This window comes from Bacteroidales bacterium, assembly GCA_018334875.1.
Lineage (GTDB): Bacteria > Bacteroidota > Bacteroidia > Bacteroidales > UBA12077 > JAGXLC01.
Genome location: JAGXLC010000081.1, coordinates 1 through 15,450 on the forward strand (window position 1 = coordinate 1; position 15,450 = coordinate 15,450).

Consider the following 15,450-nt stretch of genomic DNA (forward strand, 5'->3'; position numbering starts at 1 on the left):
CCTTCTTGAAAATCACAGTTCGGTCGGAGCCTATTTCATCTATTCCGACGAAGAGGGAGATTTTCAGGTAGAATGGACTGAAAATGTAAAGGATCTGATCAAAAATTTATGAACAGATCCTTTACATGGTTAATATGGCCTAAAACAAGAGCAGATTATTCTGCTTCATCAGCACATCCTTCTTCATCCCCGCAGGCACACGATATACCCTTTTCTTTTAATTCGGGTGTAATATTGGTGCATGAGCCTCCGTGGAATTCTCCTTGCTTTTTGAACAGCATTCTGACCGAAAAACCGATCAGGGCTATCAGTATAATGATAATAGCCGGTAATAATATCTTTAATATACTCATCTTTCACCTCCATCTTTTATGTATATAGATAATGAGAATTTATATGTTTCCTTTCCCATCTTTTTAGTAACAACAAATTTCTCTTCCTTTCTGTTTAAACAATCAGAAATCTTTTTCATGGATTTTATTGCCGGTAAAAATGGCTTTGGCGTTTGGATTTATCTTACAATACTTTTATTTTTAACATTTCAAAGATAATTCGATAGTAGCCAATGATCAAAGATTTGCTTCGGAGAACTACTTATGAACAGGATACCTTCAGGTTAATCTTTTTAGCTGCTGTTGTTGGCATAATTTCAGCTTTCCTTGCAATCGGATTTCGTTATCTCCTGTTCTTTTTTGAGAATTTGTTTTTTTACCAGGAAGTTTCCGGATCAGAAGTTTCCATGGTTGATCATGATCTTGGATTATGGGTTATTATTGTGCCGGTCATTGGAGGTGTATTTGTCGGGCTGATCACAAAATATATTGCCGGAGAAGCCAAGGGTCACGGTGTACCAGAGGTTATGGAATCCGTAGCGGTGTATGGAGGGAAAATGCGGCCAAGGATCGTACTGTTTAAAGCCCTTGCCAGTGCTTTGTCAATTGGTTCCGGGGGGTCAGTTGGCCGGGAAGGTCCGATCATTCAGGTAGGTTCCGGGGCAGGTTCCACGGTAGGCCAGCTATTGAAACTCGACAGCCAACAGGTGAAAGTATTGGTTGGTTGTGGTGCAGCCGGAGGCATTGCGGCTACTTTCAATACCCCGGTGGCAGGAATTATTTTTGCCCTGGAGATCATTTTACTGGAGCTTAAATCCCGGTCTTTTATATCTCTGGTGATTGCTTCATTTTTTGCCACTACGGTGTCGAGGATTGTTCTGGGTTCTCATACTGCTTTTGATATTCCCGGATATTCATTTGTTAGTTTGTATGAGATCATATTTTATCTGCTGCTGGGGATTCTGGCAGGGTTGACCGCCGTATTTCTGATCCGGATGGTTTATGATACCGAACATTTTTTTGAGAACCGGATAAGAATACCTGTTTTCCTAAAGCCGGCATTTGGTGGTTTGGTGGTGGGTATGATCGGATATTTCCTTCCGCAGGTATTTGGATATGGTTATGATACCATTAGTGATATGTTGAACCAGGAAATTGTTCTGGGTACGGTAATACTTTTATTTGTTTTTAAGATCGTTGCTTTTTTAGTTACAATTGGTTCGGGCGCTTCAGGGGGAATCTTTTCTCCCTCACTCTTTATCGGTGCAGCTTTGGGAGCTGCTTTCGGCTGGGCCATCAATGCCCCTTATCCGGAGATAACCGCTCCCATAGGAGCATATGCTCTTGTTGGGATGGCTGCACTATTTGCAGCCGTTTCCAGGGCCACCTTTACTGCCATCATCATCATTTTTGAAATGACATTGAATTACAACATCATTTTACCTCTTATGTTTTCTTGTGTTATTGCCGACCTGATCGCCTGGAGTTTGTCGTCCGATACCATATATACCAAAAAACTCAGTTTAAGAGGAATCCGTATTTCTCAGGATATGGAGGCCAATATATTGGATACCGTCAGAGTAGGGGATACCATGAGCCTGATTTATGGAGTTCCCATGAATGATCGTATTCAAAGCATTTATAAAAAGTTTATTGAGGGTAATTATAATTCCACATGCGTAATTGATGAAAACAGGATACTGAAGGGGATGGTTTCATTGAATGACATTAACCGGATACCGCCCGAAGAATGGGAAAAACCCATCAAAGAGTATGTCCGCAAACCTTACGCAGTTACTTATGCCGATGAAACATTGAGTGAGGCTTTATATAAAATGGCTTCCCATAATGTTGAATCGTTGCCCGTTATCAATAATTTGGAAGATTATATAGTAATCGGGCAGGTTTCAAGGAATGAGATTATTTCCAGAATGCATTAATTTTTAACTTTGATGTTCATTTTAAAGAATTAAATTTTGTTGTTATATGGAAGCTACGCTTTATTACGAACTGAATAAAGAAAACAAGGATTTTACAAAACGAATGCTCAGGTTTCTGAAAAACAATCTCTGGCTTTATATCCCGGATATCGCGCTTATTGTTCTCCTTGTCATTCCCCCGTATGAAATGGAAAAAACCTTAATGATTGTTTCAGGACTGGTGGTTCTTGGTTTTCGCGATCTCGTTGTCCTGCGCCGAAGCACTTATTATCTGAACCAAATCAAAGTGGAAGATCAGATGGTCAGCTTTTCCGTAATGAGATACAATCAGATTTATCTTTCCAGTGAGAATCATATTTCCAATGTAGATCTTATCAGGGAATATCATCCTTTTCGCCTTGTTATCAAGGAAAATGGAGAAGTCGTTCATCAGCAGTATGCATTGGGATTCTGGAGCAGAGAGAAGCTTGAAGAGTTATATCAGAAATTCCACAATTTAAAACAGGGCGTTTCTATGGACTCCATGTTCAAGCGGAATCTTTAATTTTATTATAGTACCTTTAGTTTTAATCATCTGGCAAGCTATGTTGAACCTAAAATGAATATTATGAATGAAATTTTGCAGTCCATTGACCAGGCCATTGTGGCTTATAATGATTATGTAGGCGGGTATGCCTTATTGATACTTCTCATTCCTACTGGTTTGTTTTTCATCTTCAAAATGAAATTTTTGAATATAACCAAGTTGGGTCATGCGATTAATGTTGTTAGAGGCAGCTATGATAGGGCCGAGGACAAAGGAGATATCAATCATTTCGGTGCACTCTCCACAGCCCTGTCGGCTACTGTTGGCACGGGGAATATTGTGGGTGTTGCCCTGGCCATTCATTTTGGCGGTCCGGGAGCGGTGTTCTGGATGTGGATCACCGGTTTTCTGGGAATGATATTGAAATATGTGGAATGTACCCTATCCAATAAATACAGACAGTTCAACAGTGATGGCAGCGTTTCCGGAGGCCCCATGTATTATATGGAATATGGTTTGAAAGATAAGCTGGGAAGATTTGCCAGAATTCTGGCTTTGATTTTTGCTGTAGCTACCATGATCTGTTCTTTAGGCACAGGCAATATGGCTCAGTCCAATTCAATCTCGGATGCCTTGATGACCAATTACGCCGTACCAAGCTGGTTAACAGGGCTTATTCTTACAACACTTGTCTTGTTGGTTATTGTCGGGGGAATCAAGCGGATAGCGGAGGTGACTTCCAGATTGGTTCCGGTTATGGCCGTATTGTATTTTCTTAGTGCATTGGTAGTACTTGTGGCCAACTATAATGACGTTCCCCAGGCGTTTCAACTCATTTTTCATGATGCTTTTACCGGAACAGCAGCTACAGGCGGATTTGTCGGTTCTACCTTTATGATGACGCTTTTATGGGGAGTTAGGAGAGGATTGTTCTCCAATGAAGCGGGTCAGGGTTCTGCAGCCATTGCACATGCTGCTGCCAGAACAAAATATCCTGCCCGGGAGGGACTGGTAGCCTCTGTAGGTCCGCTTATAGACACCTTGATAATTTGTACATTAACTGCTTTATTGATCATTGTTACCGGTACCTGGGATTCCGGTGAAAAAGGTGTGGGCATGACCATTCTGGGTCTGTCTAAGGGGCTGACGAGTCTGGGAATTGAACATACGGGCAGACATATTGTGGCTATAGGCTTGCTGTTGTTTGCCTTTTCTACTATGATAAGCTGGTCCTATTACGGCTCCAGGGCAGCCAATTACCTGATAGGAGAGAAATCCATCAAACCCTATAGTTATGTATTCGGCCTCTTTGTTTTCCTTGGTTCGATATGGGGCATCGATCTGGTATGGAATTTCGTGGATATGGTGATTACTTTTATGACCATTCCCAATCTGATAGCTCTGCTGTTGCTTGCTCCTGTCGCATGGAGTGAAACCAAAAAATATTTTGCACAAATGGAAAAAATCAAGTATAGACCCGATTGATTTGGGCGGTATCTTGTTTCATTTGTTATACCTTTCGGATACTTGTTATTGTTCTGAGGCGTTTGGTTATGGCAGATAAATAAAGTATGAGGAAGTTAAAAAACAGCGAGCTGGATAGAAAATCCGTTCAGGAGTTTCACGAGTCCGGGAAATATCCTGTTATTGTTGTGCTTGATAATATAAGAAGCCTGAACAATGTAGGAGCCGTATTTCGAACTTCCGATGCTTTTCTTATTGAAGGTATTTATTTGTGTGGTATTACCGCTCGTCCTCCCCACCGGGAGATTCATAAAACTGCGCTGGGAGCTACTGATTCAATTTATTGGCAGTATTTTGAGCATACTTTGGATGCAGTGGCCAAACTTAAAGATGGAGGTTACACCGTTATTTCCATAGAGCAAGCAGAAGAGAGTCATTCACTGCCTGAATTTAAGCCCCGGGCTGGGGGCAAATATGCGCTGGTATTCGGTCATGAGATGAAGGGAGTTCAACAGGCAGTGGTCGATAGAAGCGACTATTGTATCGAAATACCTCAGTATGGCACAAAGCATTCGTTTAATATTTCTGTAAGTGTGGGTATAGTATTGTATCACTTTTATTATCATTTACACCATGTAAAACCAAACACCTAATTTGGACAAGCCAAAACCAAACAGGATGCTTTCAAGGAATTTAATGTGTTTCCGTTTTGGTTTGTCCAAATTAAATGTGGTGATATTGGGATGGTTTTTTAGCCTGCATAAAAAAAATCGCTCCTGCCAAGTGGCGGGAGCGATTTTTTTGTGTGGCATTGATTGCCTTTTGTTTATTCTACAATGGAGTTGAAAGTTTCATTTTCCATGTATTCAACAAATTCCATATCTGTTGCTGCCATTTCTGCCAGAGAGGCATCGTTCTGAATGGCAGTTCGCAGGTTACTGAATACACCTTCCTGATCATTGTTTCTAGCTGCAATAACAGCTTCAAGATAGTTGCTCATTGCTGTATCATCCACCTGGTAAAGCATGTTTTCAGCGCCACTCTGATCACCGCTAAGCACCATAGCAAGCGCGGTATTGAATGTTTCCTTATTCTGCAGATAGTTTAATGCAGCGTCATAGTCGCCCTGTATAATGTTAACGATTCCCAGATTATATTCCACTGGTTCCCCAGCGTCTGTAGCATCCAGGAAATATTCTTTAGCTTCTTCCACATTGCCTTGTTCCAGTTCAACTGCACCGAGGTTGTTTAATACGAAAGGTACGCCTTGTTTAATTTCGTTGGCTCGTTCAAGTGCATTCTGAGCTTCGTTGATATTGCCTTGTTTAATATGGACAGCGGCAATATTGTTATGAGCCCTTAAACAATTGGGAGCTTTTTCTGCTGCCAGTTCGTAAGCCCTTAGCTTTTGGTCCAGATCCTCGAATAGCTGATTTCCTGCATAGAGTGCTGCTTCAAGATCTATTGTATCCGGCTGGGAATAGATGAAGTTTTTGATTTCTGCATCGGAGAGTCCTTCTTTTTCAGACCGGATTGTCATATCCGTTCTTCTAAGTTTTGGCAGGATATCTTCTGCAAGCACCTCAAAAGTTTCTGTCATATTCTTAAGCTCTTTTTCTCTTACTTCAGGATCGGAATACATGTTAAGAACTCTAAGGATAAGGTCTTTATCCTGAATATCGGATTCCTGAACCAGTTCTTTGAAGCCTTCCCAGTCTTCTGTGGTTGCCTTGCCTTCATAAATTCTTTGAGCTTCATCTTCGCTCAGTTGCTTCTTGTCAATTACACCGTCGAGATACTTATTGGCGCTTTCTTGCCTTCCTTGTGAAAGTCTTTCGTTAAGGTCCATCGGACCATCCGGGGAAGCATAACCGTGAAGTGTGATTTGATCGTAGGCTTTGTTGGTGGCTTTTTCAACTTCTTCCACAAAATTTTCCAGTTGTTGGATGTCTTCTTTTTCAAGTTCGGATTCCCTTACATTGGTACGCTCAATGACATAATGGATATCAGCAAATTGTTCCGGATAAGTCACTCTCTCCCAATTGTCACCAGCCATTGCCGGTTTGGGGTCAATCTGAACCAGATTAGGAGTTGCTTTAGTTCCTTTGGCTATTTGCCTGTCCGGTAAATCAAAGGATTCATCTCCTTCAGCCTCACTCACAGTGCCTCTCATTACCAGTTGCGATACACGCATGTCATCTTCATACGTAAAAGAGCCATTGAATTCAATGGTACCACCGCTTTCGTAGGAGATCACCTGATTGTTGGCCTCTACATCTTCGCCCTGGAACGTTTTAGATTCCAGTTCCATTTCTCCACCCTCATAGGTTAATACCGGAGTGAACTCAACAATAGCATCTTCATTAAACCATTCAGGAGGTAGACTTCCTTCTATCGAGTATTCTACTTCACCACCATGCATTTCCAATACTTGTGGTGTGGTGGTAAACGTAACTGTGCTATACTCTTCTTGCATTCTGTCAATGCCTGCGCAGCCACCTAATAAGATTGCTGCAATCAAGAATGACGCCAGATAATTTAATTTTTTCATAGTTGCCTCTAATTATTTGTTTATGAATAAATTTACTTTAAAATTTCACTTGTGTAAGTACAAACTTAATAATGTTTTGACTAAAATAAAAATTTTTTGGGTAAAATTATGCTATTTGGTGATTAAAAATTTTAAATCCGGGGATGCCCATGAAGGGTTTTTTTTAAAAACAAGCCAAATAGTAGTTTGATAATCAATAGTATATTAAATAGGAGGTTGTTGGTCCAGGTAGGAAAATTTTATCCAAAAATTTTTTTTATGACTTCAAATTTTTATCCCAAAAAAAGCAGGGATGTGTTAACCCCATCCCTGCTTTTTTGAAATGCACCGTATGTTTTTATTCTTTAGGATTGCTTCTTTTTGGGTTTGGGAATCAGAGCTTTTCTTGAAAGCCTTAGGTTACCCGTTTGTTTGTCTATATCGATCAGTTTGACCTGAATTTCCTGTCCTTCTTCCAAAACACTTTCGACACTTTCAATTCGCTTCCAGTCTATTTCCGAGATGTGCAATAATCCTTCTTTCCCGGGCAATATTTCCACAAATGCCCCGAAGGACACAATCGATTTTATGGTACCGTTATATACCTTGCCCACTTCCGGGACTTCTACTATTTTGTTAATTTGGCGTACAGCAGCGTCCACCTGTTCTTTGTTTTCTGCGAAAACATCCACTATGCCATACTCTCCCTGCGACTCGATGGTGATGGTAGATTCTGTTTCCGTCTGAATTTGCTGGACTATTTTGCCGCCGGGACCGATCAATGCCCCAATCATATCCTTAGGTATTTTAAGCTGCTCGAACCTGGGCGTATGCGGTTTATAATCGGGACGTGGCTCTGACATCGTTTCCTTCATCTTATTCAGGATATGAAGTCTCCCTTCTTTGGACTGCTGTAAAGCTTTGTTTAGTATTTCGTAGGAAAGGCCGGCAATTTTTATATCCATCTGACAGGCGGTAACGCCATCTTCGGTTCCGGCAACTTTAAAGTCCATATCTCCCAGATGGTCTTCATCTCCGAGAATATCGGATAAGACGGCGTATTTTTCTGACGATTCATCGGTGATGAGTCCCATTGCAATTCCTGAAACGGGTTTCTTCATTTTAATACCGGAATCCATCAAGGCAAGCGTGCCTGCACAAACTGTAGCCATCGAGGATGATCCGTTCGATTCCAGTATATCTGAAACTACCCGGATGGCGTAAGGATTCTCTTCTTCCAGCGGAACCATGGGCTTCAATGCCCGGTGGGCCAGCTTGCCATGTCCTACTTCCCTTCTGCTTACTCCCCTTACCGGTTTAGCATCACCGGTTGAGAATGGTGGAAAATTATAATGAAGGACAAATTTTTCCGTACCCTGCAACAATACCTCATCAATGACCTGCTCATCCAGTTTGGTGCCCAGGGTTACGGTTGTGAGGGACTGGGTTTCACCCCTCGTAAACAGAGCTGAACCATGAGCAGCAGGCAGGTAATCCACTTCACTCCAGATGGGTCTTATTTCATCATATTTTCTGCCATCTACCCTGGTCTCCTCATTCAATATAAGGCTTCGCACAGCATCTTTTTCTACTTCGTGAAAATATCTGTTGATTAAAGATGTATTTACCTCATCTTCACCCTGCTCCTCAATCAACTTATTGGTAAATTCTTCCACGATGGCATCCAGAGCCTCGTTTCTTTCCCTTTTACCTTTGTTGGTTTTAACTGCCTCATAGGTTTTATTGTACAATTCTTCTTTTACCCTGGCTATCAGATCTTCGTCGTTTTCCTCGTGCTTGTATGCTCTTTTCTGTATATTTTTTTCTTCAGCGAGCTCATTCTGGGCCATGCAATGCATTTTAATGGCTTCATGAGCAAATTTGATGGCTTCCAGCATTTCCTGTTCGGAAACTTCCGACATTTCTCCTTCAACCATCATCACGTGTTCCAGGTTCGCACCCACCATGATATCCATATCGGCTTTTTCAAGTTCTTCAAAAGTGGGGTTGATTTTAAAATGCCCGTCTATTCTTGCTACTCTTACTTCTGAGATGGGTCCGTTAAACGGAACATCGGAAACTGAAAGGGCTGCCGAAGCAGCTAATCCTGCCAGCGCATCGGGAATGATGTCTTTGTCTGCCGATATCAAGTTGATTGTGACGAACGTATCGGCATGATAATCTTCGGGAAACAGGGGACGAAGCACCCTGTCCACAAGCCGCGCGATTAAAATTTCATGATTGGAGGGTCGGGCTTCACGCTTTAGGAATCCGCCGGGGAATCTTCCGAAGGATGCGAATTTCTCTTTGTATTCCACGGTGAGGGGCATGAAATCCACATCTTCTTTGCCCTCTTTGGCGGATACCACCGTAGCCAGAAGCATGGTCCTGCCCATTTTGACAACCACCGAACCGTCTGCCTGATTGGCAACTTTCCCGGTTTCAATGGTTATTTTTCTTTCTTCTCCCAGGTCAATGGTTTTTTGCAAAACAGTGTTGTTCATAAAAATAAGTTTTCAAGATAAGATAATATATCGGAAGAGAGCGAAGAACAAATAAAATGTCTATAAAGTTAATTTCTTGAATTGGTTCATTATTGTATCTGTGGTACTAATATTGAAAATCACCCAGCCTGACGACTGATAGTTGGTGGTTTTTATCCATGACGAATTGGTACCTTTATAGACAAGCTCTTCTTATTTACGTAACTTAAGTTGTTTAACGATGTTTCGATATCGTTCGATATCCTTTCTTTTTAAATAATTCAGAAGTCTTCTTCTTTTGCCCACAAGTTGTAAAAGGGCCCTTTGGGTACCAAAATCTTTCTTATGGGTCTTAAGATGACTGGTCAAATCTGTAATTCTTTGGGTGAATAAAGCAATCTGGCTTTCCGGCGATCCTGTGTCATTTTCACTATTTCCGTAATCTTTAAAAATCTGTTTCTTGTCCTCTAATTTTAAACTCATAGCGTTCGTTGTTTAATATAATTTTTTCCCATTATAATAAGAGGTGCAAAATTATTGATTTTTTTTTTCTTAACAAGAATTAGAGAAAAAAAATCAAATTCCTTTTTGTTTATTATGTGTTTGTTTCTCAATGATATTTAATGATTCTTCAAATGGGTGTGGAAAGAGATTCAGCTCTTTCTCCGTTTTATACAGATCAAACCGGGTATGTGAAGGCCTTGGGGCAGGCTCATTTAATGCCGGGGAAAGTACCGGGGTGAGCAAATTCCTATCCAGCCTGAAATGGTCCACTATCTTCAGTGCCATGGTATAAATACTCATCACTTCTTTTCCGGTTAATACATCCGTTAATTTTTGAATCTGGTCTCTTTTAACCAGGACAAAAAGCTGGTCATTGGTCCTTTTTTGCATGCGCTGTTTTTTTGATAAGGGCGTTTCCAATCTGGCAATCAAGACATCTTTTGTGATCGCAGTAATTGTTCTTTAACTGCAATAAAGCCTGAGTATAATAAGCATTGAATGAATCTATCCCCATTTTCTGCCATTTGCTGATGATTGAATTTTTCTCAGGGGGCAATTTTAATAAAAAATCAAGGGCCCGCTCTTTAAAGGCTTGTTTATTGTGTTTTTGCCCGTATAAGAAAAGGAAGGGTACCAGCGTATTAATCACCAGAATATGAAACGCACTGTCACCTAAATTTTTTTGTTTTTTATGAGTTTCTTTGCTGAACCTGTAATGGGTGTGCCAGTAGGCTGAGGTCTCTGCCTTAAAAAGTGTTTTCATCTCTCTCAACTCTTTCTTTTCAAGCATATGAGAAAAAAGCCTGCTGGACTGATGGATCAGGGCACAAAATTGGGCAATTCGCACGGTTGGAAAGTTACCCGGACGGAGCCGGGCAAATTTCCAGAGATGCTTTTCCATGGGTTTTAAGTGCCACTTCTTTTTCAGGTATTGGTATTCTTTAAACAGTTGCTGATGGTACTGGTCATGAATGACCATTTGATCCAGAAATCCGGCCTGTCCGAAAAAAAGCGCCTCAAGCTGAAAAAGGCTGTCTTTATGTTTGTTTACCACTTTTAGTGGAATGCTTTTGGCCAGTAATTCGAAAGGTTCGCTGTTTACTTTAAAGCCGAAATTTCTGGCCAGTTTGTGATAAAAAGTAGTTTCCCAGTTGTTATGGTTTTCTTTCAACTCCTTTTCAATGTCTCCTGATTTATCTTCCAGCCGTTCGATGGTCAGCTTGCTCAGCCAGAAGTCGATAATAAACGGGTCGACCGTATGCATGGTCCATTCACAGGGAACCCATGCCTCATTTTTTAGCAGGCTTTCGTAGTTTTTGAACAATTTTTGGGGAAACTTCAGCTCGGTTGTGGGGATGTTTTCTCCGGTGGTTCGTTTGACTTGCTGGTTGTTATTTAAAACTACCTGGAGAATGACATTGTCGTAAGCTTTATCGGTGTCGTGGCCGTGATGGTACCAGTCGGCCGAGTTGATATGAATTTCGACGTTGCCTGCCCACAGGGTTTTTCCAATTTTTATTTTTGCATTCTGAAAATCCGGGCCGGAATCGGTGTTGGGCAAACCAACATCCACTACCTCGATGTTTTCCCCATCGGTGGTTTGGAGTTTTTTTTCTTCAAAGAGTCTGTATTTCCACAGGTAATGCAGGAATTTTTCAGGGACTTTTTCCATTTTTTTAGGTTTGAGGATACCAGTAGTCAAATATAAGAATTTCCGGTATATATTTTTTATGATGGGTATATTTTTTTGAAGATGGCCACGAATCCCGCTTCCAGACGGGACAAGTGCACGGATGAAATATTTTATTTTTTGAGAGCAGTCACAAAAATTCGCCACCCAAACTCCAAAGCACTAAAAGCCACTAAAAATATGTTTTTACTGGTTTGCTCGGAGAGCGATTAAGATGGCCACGAATGCACGAATAGATTTTTTTTAAATATTATTTATTGTTTCATCTGTTGCGCTCCAGGCGTGTAAACTGCCTTGTTCAATGGTATCAGTTGGAGCGCTTTGGAGAGGAGCGGTTTCATTCCCGGGTTGTCACCCGGGGTTATCGCTGTTCAACCCCGGCGTTGGTTTGCTGATGAAGAGGTCAATCTGTGGAGTAAAGATATGGTTGTTTTCAATTCAGAACCGGTCAGACCGCTTAAGCGGTCTGACCGGTAAGATACTGCTTCATTTCCTGCTGCATTTCCCGGGCTTGGGCAGCGGCTGTAGCTGCAAATTGTTCGGAAGGATCGGCAAATATGATGGAGCGGGAAGCGTTGATCAGCAAGCCGCACTGGTGGTTCATCCCTTGTTCGGATACCTCTTTCAGGCTGCCTCCCTGAGCACCCACGCCGGGTACCAGTAAAAAGTGATTGGGAATGATGTTTCTTATGTGTTTTAGCTCTCCGGGCCTTGTCGCACCTGCCACAAACATGGTATTGTCTGCCGATCCCCACTTAGCGGCTTCTGTAATGACTTTTTCATAAAGGTAGAGTTTGTCCTGACCGGAATGAAAATATTGAAAGTCCGCTGCACCCTTGTTTGATGTAAGCGCGAGGATGATCACCCATTTGTCGGAAAATTCCAGGAAGGGTTGAACAGAATCCTTTCCCATGTAAGGGGCAATGGTTACCGCATCAAAATTGAGTGTGGAAAAGAAGGTTTGTGCATATTTTTTGGCTGTATTGCCGATGTCTCCTCTTTTGGCATCGGCAATCAGGAAGATACCGGGATGATGCTCCCTGATATGGGCGGTGGTTTTTTCCAGGGTTTCCCAGCCTTTGCTGCCCAGTGCTTCGTAAAAGGCGGTATTGATCTTATAAGCCACACAATATTTATGGGTGGCCTCCACGATGGCCCTGTTGAACTCAAATACCGGATCCTGCTCATTTTTTAAATGTACGGGGATCTTGTCCATGTCGGAATCCAGCCCGACACAAAGATAGCTTGCTTTGGCCAGGATGTTCCGATATAAGCCGTCTGCATCCATTTTATTCCTCTTCTTCTATACCGGTTTCTTTCAGTTTTTCCGCATTTTCTGCCATCTGCAGCTTGTCTGTGATCTCCTGTATCTCTCCGTCCATAACCGATTCAAGGTTGTATAACGTAAGGTTTATGCGGTGATCCGTAACCCTTCCCTGAGGAAAGTTGTAGGTCCGGATTTTTGCAGAACGGTCACCGGTGGAGACCATGGTTTTCCTTTTGGAGGCGATATCCTCATTGTGTTTCTGTAATTCGAGGTTGTAGAGCCTGGATCTTAATTCGGCCTTGGCCTTGTTGAGGTTTTTGAGCTGAGATTTTTCATCCTGGCAGGTCACAACGATTCCGGTGGGTATATGGGTGAGCCTGATTGCGGAGTAGGTAGTGTTCACCGACTGGCCTCCCGGGCCCGAGGACATGAATACGTCTTTTCTGATCTCTTCATCTTTCAGTTCAACATCCACATCTTCTGCTTCCGGCAATACGGCCACGCTTGCTGCCGAGGTATGCACCCTTCCCTGGGTTTCTGTCTGGGGCACACGTTGAACCCGGTGCACGCCCGATTCGTACTTAAGTGTTCCATACACCTTATCACCGCTTACTTTCATCACTATTTCCTTAAAGCCTCCCACAGTTCCTTCGGATGCATGGGTTACTTCCACCTTCCATTTCTTCTTTTCACAATATTTGACGTACATCTTGTACAGGTCACCTGCAAATATGCTTGCCTCGTCGCCTCCGGTTCCTGCCCGGATCTCCAAGAAGGCATTCTTATCGTCCTCGGGGTCCTTCGGAATAAGCAGCATCTTTATTTTATCTTCCAATGGATCTTTTTTGTTGTTCAGCTCATCAAGCTCCTGTTTGGCCATTTCCCGGAGCTCTTCATCCTTCTCATTTTCCAGTATTTCCTTGTCTGTTTTGATATTCTCCAGAAGCTGTTTGTATTCCTCATATGCCTCTATAATGGGCTGAAGGTCCTTGTATTCTTTGTTCAGTTTCACATACCGGTCCATATCCGCCATGATATCGGGGTCGGTAATCAGCTCGCTAACCTCATCAAATCGCATCTTGACGCCCTCAAGCTTCTGCAGGATCATGTTTTTATCTTCACTCATAATTGTTTTCTTTTAACCGTTATAATGGATAACGATATTAAGCATACTCAAATGTTCCATGGGCGGTTTTGATTGTCAACTTTTTCCCCTCGGACTGATGACACCTGCCCACAGCTTTGGCTTCCAGATTAAAGGCTCCGGCTGTTTCAACGATATCACCCACCAGTTCCTCTGGGACATAAAGCTCAAAACGGTGGCCCATATTAAATACCTGGTACATTTCTTTCCAGTCGGTTCCGGACTCCTTTTGGATGATGCGGAAGATTTCCGGGGGTTCGAAAAGATTGTCCTTTACGACATGAAGATCATCCACAAAGTTCAGTATCTTCGTCTGTGCGCCCCCGCTGCAATGGATCATTCCGTGTATCCCGGAATGGTATTTGTTCAGAATTTCTTTAACTACAGGTGCGTATGTTCTGGTGGGAGAGAGGACCAGCTTTCCCGCATCCATCCCCAGCTTTTCAATTTTGTCGGTCAGACGGTAGCTGCCCGAATAAACCAGGTTTTCTGGCAGCGCCGGATCGAAGCTTTCCGGGTGTTGCCGGGCCAGGTAATGGGCAAACACGTCATGCCGGGCCGAGGTAAGTCCGTTGCTGCCAATGCCGCTGTTGTATTCTTTTTCGTATGTGGTTTGTCCCGATGATGATAATCCGACGATAACGTCTCCCGCCTGAATGTTGCTGTTGTCAATGACCTGGTCTCTTTTGAGCCGGGCCGTAACGGTAGAATCCAGTACCAATGTTCTTACAAGATCTCCTACATCGGCTGTTTCTCCGCCCGTGGACCATATCTGAATGTCCATATCCCGCAGCTCCTGTAAGATTTCTTCCGTACCGTTGATGATGGCCGAAATCACCTCACCGGGGATCAGATTCTTATTTCTTCCGATGGTTGAGGAAAGCAGTATGTTGTCATAAGCCCCCACGCACAGCAGGTCATCCAGGTTCATGACCAGCGCATCCTGGGCGATGCCTTTCCATACGCTCATGTCGCCGGTTTCCTTCCAGTATAAATAGGCCAGGGAAGATTTGGTGCCCGCACCGTCGGCATGCATAATGTTGCAATAGGCCTCATCCCCGCTGATTACATCCGGGATGATTTTGCAAAAAGCATTGGGGTATAACCCTTTGTCAATATGTTGCAGGGATTGATGCACATCCTCCTTGGATACCGATACGCCTCTTTTATTATATCTGGATTCCTGTGACATGATGTCTGGTTTTTATGGTTGACAAAATTACGAATTCGAAGTGGATTAGTGCAAGAATGGGATCGCTTTTTCAGCCAGGGTAGATAGGCTGGGGCTGGCAGTGCAATACAATTATCATTCAAGGGTTGATGTTTTGTTTGAAAGGAGAAGGCGAAAAGTTTCTGTATTTTTTTCTTACAAAGCCAGCATGCAATCATGAGAAGCGGTTTTTAAACCGTACGAAATTTTCATGCAAGCATGCGGGATGTTTTTTCGGCGACGGAAAACGCCATGCAAGCATGCGAGACGTTTGCTTGGCAATGGAAAAGGTCATGCAAGCATGCGAGACGTTTCCTCGGCAATGGAAAACGTCATGCAAGCGTGCGAGACGTTTTCTCG

The 15,450-nt window shown here is 42.7% G+C and carries 13 protein-coding genes; 4 read left to right on the top strand and 9 right to left on the bottom strand.

Features of this window, described 5'->3' with window-relative positions; genetic code table 11:
- Positions 1-155 precede the first annotated feature (155 nt).
- Positions 156-353: a hypothetical protein gene (locus tag KGY70_08720; protein ID MBS3775257.1), complete on the bottom strand. Its 198-nt coding sequence runs from the start codon at positions 351-353 to the stop codon at positions 156-158.
- 212 nt (positions 354-565) lie between these two features.
- On the opposite strand from KGY70_08720, the gene KGY70_08725 reads away from it, so the two are divergent.
- From KGY70_08725 to KGY70_08740, 4 genes are all read left to right on the top strand, one after another.
- Positions 566-2,272: a chloride channel protein gene (locus KGY70_08725; GenBank protein MBS3775258.1), complete on the top strand. Its 1,707-nt coding sequence runs from the start codon at positions 566-568 to the stop codon at positions 2,270-2,272.
- Between the two features lie 46 nt (positions 2,273-2,318).
- Complete coding sequence (locus KGY70_08730) at positions 2,319-2,816, top strand: hypothetical protein (protein ID MBS3775259.1); 498 nt, start codon at positions 2,319-2,321, stop codon at positions 2,814-2,816.
- A 54-nt stretch (positions 2,817-2,870) separates the two neighbouring features.
- Positions 2,871-4,283, top strand: a complete 1,413-nt coding sequence (locus KGY70_08735; GenBank protein ID MBS3775260.1) for a sodium:alanine symporter family protein — start codon at positions 2,871-2,873, stop codon at positions 4,281-4,283.
- An 86-nt stretch (positions 4,284-4,369) separates the two neighbouring features.
- Entirely contained in the window at positions 4,370-4,915 is a 546-nt protein-coding gene (locus tag KGY70_08740) for an RNA methyltransferase (GenBank protein ID MBS3775261.1), read from the top strand.
- A 173-nt stretch (positions 4,916-5,088) separates the two neighbouring features.
- On the opposite strand, the gene KGY70_08745 is transcribed toward KGY70_08740, so the two are convergent.
- The 8 genes from KGY70_08745 to KGY70_08780 form a co-directional block, all read right to left on the bottom strand.
- Positions 5,089-6,813 carry a hypothetical protein gene (locus tag KGY70_08745; protein ID MBS3775262.1) on the bottom strand — a complete coding sequence of 575 codons (1,725 nt, stop codon included), beginning with the start codon at positions 6,811-6,813 and terminating at the stop codon, positions 5,089-5,091.
- A 344-nt stretch (positions 6,814-7,157) separates the two neighbouring features.
- Positions 7,158-9,296 carry a polyribonucleotide nucleotidyltransferase gene (pnp, locus tag KGY70_08750; protein MBS3775263.1) on the bottom strand — a complete coding sequence of 713 codons (2,139 nt, stop codon included), beginning with the start codon at positions 9,294-9,296 and terminating at the stop codon, positions 7,158-7,160.
- A gap of 192 nt (positions 9,297-9,488) precedes the next feature.
- On the bottom strand, positions 9,489-9,758 hold the full coding sequence (gene rpsO / locus KGY70_08755) for a 30S ribosomal protein S15 (GenBank protein ID MBS3775264.1): 270 nt from the start codon (positions 9,756-9,758) through the stop codon (positions 9,489-9,491).
- Between the two features lie 93 nt (positions 9,759-9,851).
- Positions 9,852-10,169, bottom strand: coding sequence for a sugar nucleotide-binding protein (locus KGY70_08760; protein MBS3775265.1), 318 nt, complete (start codon positions 10,167-10,169; stop codon positions 9,852-9,854).
- Entirely contained in the window at positions 10,150-11,451 is a 1,302-nt protein-coding gene (locus KGY70_08765; GenBank protein ID MBS3775266.1) for a DUF2851 family protein, read from the bottom strand. Before KGY70_08765 ends, KGY70_08760 begins: the two co-directional genes overlap by 20 nt.
- Before the next feature lie 475 nt (positions 11,452-11,926).
- Positions 11,927-12,757 carry an orotidine-5'-phosphate decarboxylase gene (gene pyrF, locus KGY70_08770; protein ID MBS3775267.1) on the bottom strand — a complete coding sequence of 277 codons (831 nt, stop codon included), beginning with the start codon at positions 12,755-12,757 and terminating at the stop codon, positions 11,927-11,929.
- Between the two features lies 1 nt (position 12,758).
- Positions 12,759-13,862 (bottom strand): peptide chain release factor 1, encoded by a 1,104-nt coding sequence (gene prfA, locus KGY70_08775; protein MBS3775268.1) that lies wholly within the window; start codon positions 13,860-13,862, stop codon positions 12,759-12,761.
- A 37-nt stretch (positions 13,863-13,899) separates the two neighbouring features.
- Positions 13,900-15,072, bottom strand: a complete 1,173-nt coding sequence (locus KGY70_08780; GenBank protein MBS3775269.1) for a phosphoribosylformylglycinamidine cyclo-ligase — start codon at positions 15,070-15,072, stop codon at positions 13,900-13,902.
- Positions 15,073-15,450: the final 378 nt, after the last annotated feature.